The 2,151-nt window shown below is 50.9% G+C and carries 2 pseudogenes; both read right to left on the bottom strand.

Features of this window, described 5'->3' with window-relative positions:
• Nucleotides 1-355 (bottom strand): annotated as a pseudogene (locus CLOSYM_RS21150) (group II intron reverse transcriptase/maturase); the annotation flags it as partial.
• 564 nt (nucleotides 356-919) lie between these two features.
• Nucleotides 920-2,151, bottom strand: a pseudogene (locus tag CLOSYM_RS21145) (VirB4-like conjugal transfer ATPase, CD1110 family); the annotation flags it as partial.

Below are 2,151 nucleotides of genomic sequence, written 5' to 3'. Positions count from 1 at the left end.
CTTCCAAAATCATTCTGACAACTTCTTGCAGGAGTTTGTCACGGAAAGACGGGATACCCAGAGGGCGGAGTTTTCCATTTTTCTTTGGAATATACTCACGCCTTACAGGATTAGCCTTGTAGGTTCCATCCTTTAATGACTGGATTAACTCTTTTACATAGAAGTCACTGAAACCGTCTGCGGTATCGTCGTCGATACCCTGTGTTGTTGCGCCTTTGTTTGCATAAAGTTTCTGGTAGGCGGCGTAGTAAATATCTTCACGAAGCAAATATCTGTAAAGCCTTGTGAACACGCCGTCTTTGTGTTCGCTGGAACACTTTTCAATACGCTCTAAAATTTCAGATGTTGGTTTCATTGAGGTTTCTCCTCCCTTTCATTCTTACATTTTAGATGTTACTAACTGGCTCCCTTCGCCATGTAAGCGGCTTTCCCGCCTCCGAATTTACGGCATTCCCTGTCAATTCAGGGTTCTCAAACTACTATGGAGCCTCCGTTACCATATCCGGCAAATGAGCCGAACTTAGGCAATCCCCAGTTAGCACTGTGCATAGGTTAATGAAGATTGTCGGATATGCTTTCGGTTCTTTGTGACGTGTTCTCACGCCTGTTTCATAACGTGTTGGCAGTTGTCCCGCCGTGAAAGATGACGTGACAGCGTTATGACATGGGTTACAGGACTTTTCCCACACCTGCAAAAAACAGGAACTGGAACCTTACATTCGATAAACCCAATCTTATCCTCATATCTTCTTAACATTAGGAAACAGTCGCACCTAAGTCCTTTGGTGACTATTCCTTTTTCTGCCATGCGCTGTTCCCGTAAAGGATTTCTCCTTAGTCGGTAAGGCAGATTGTTTCGCACACTGCCGTGTGCGGCAGTACCTTAAACTGCTTTGCACAGCGCCCTATCTGGGCGCACTTTGACGTTCTGTGTAAGCGCCGAGGGAACGCAGAATTTCTTCCGCAGCATTTTCCAGACGGTCACGCAGTAGGAGGCCGTGAGCTCGTCCTTCAAGAGCAGATGAAACTCGTCAAAATAGCACCATGTAGCGGTTCCCTGTGCAAAGTTGGCCGATACCTGCGAATTGACTAAATCCTGCATAATCAGCATGGCGATTGTCCGCAGGCCCGCCCCGAGCTTCTTTAGGTCGAGGCAGACGAGGCGGCTTGACAGGTCAACATCAGTTTCATGGTTGAATACGTTCAGGGAGCCGGACACATAGATTTCCAGTGAGGTTGCCAGCCGCGCCGCCTCCGGCTCCGTCTGCTTGCACAGGAGCGTATACAGGTCTTGGAGTATCGGCATTTTGGCCGCGCCGGGATCTTGTAGATAGTCCCGGTACATGAGCCGTACACAGCGGTCAATGACTGTCCGCTCCACGGGTTGAAGCCCGTCCTTGCCGCCTACAATCAGTTCCATCAGCGAGAGAATGAAGTCCGCTTTCAGTGCCATAGGGTTTTCCTCGCCATTGTCTAAATCGGCAATCAGGCTCATAGGGTTGATGTGGTGCGGGCTGTCGGGCGCAATCTCCACCACCTGCCCGCCGAGCCGCCGAACCAACGGCGAGTATTCCCCCATCGGGTCTACAATCAGGATTTTGTCATTGGTCGCAAGGAACACATTCACAAGCTCCCGCTTGGCGGCAAAGGATTTTCCACTTCCCGGCACGCCGAGGAAAAGCCCGTTGGGGTTTTTTAATTTCTTTCGGTTTGCCATGATGATGTTATGGGATAGGGCGTTCAGGCCGTAGTAAATAGCCTCCCCGTCCATGCGGAGCTCTTGGGTCAGGAAGGGAATGAAAATCGCGGTACTGCTCGTTGTCAGGCCCCGCTGGATCTCCACGGCATTACAGCCGAGGGGGAGGGAGGACAGAAAGCCCTGTTCCTGCTGGAAGTCCAGCCGCCGGATTGTGCAGTTGTATTTCTGCGTGATACCCGAAACCGTGAAAATCTCGTTTTCAAGCTGTTCCCGCGTGGGGGCCATGTTGACAATCAGGAAGGTTAAAAGAAACATTCTCTCGTTGCGGCTCTGCAAATCCTCCAACAAGGTTTTCGCGTCCTTGCTGAACGTCACAAGGTCGGGTGGGAGAATGTCCATGTCGTAGCCCGAGCGGACAGCCTTTTTCTGGTGGAGTAGGGAAGTGCCGCCTT

It is taken from the genome of [Clostridium] symbiosum ATCC 14940 (assembly GCF_000466485.1).
GTDB lineage: Bacteria > Bacillota > Clostridia > Lachnospirales > Lachnospiraceae > Otoolea > Otoolea symbiosa.
Note: the sequence above shows the minus strand (reverse complement) of the source record. Positions and strands in the feature narration are given on the sequence as shown.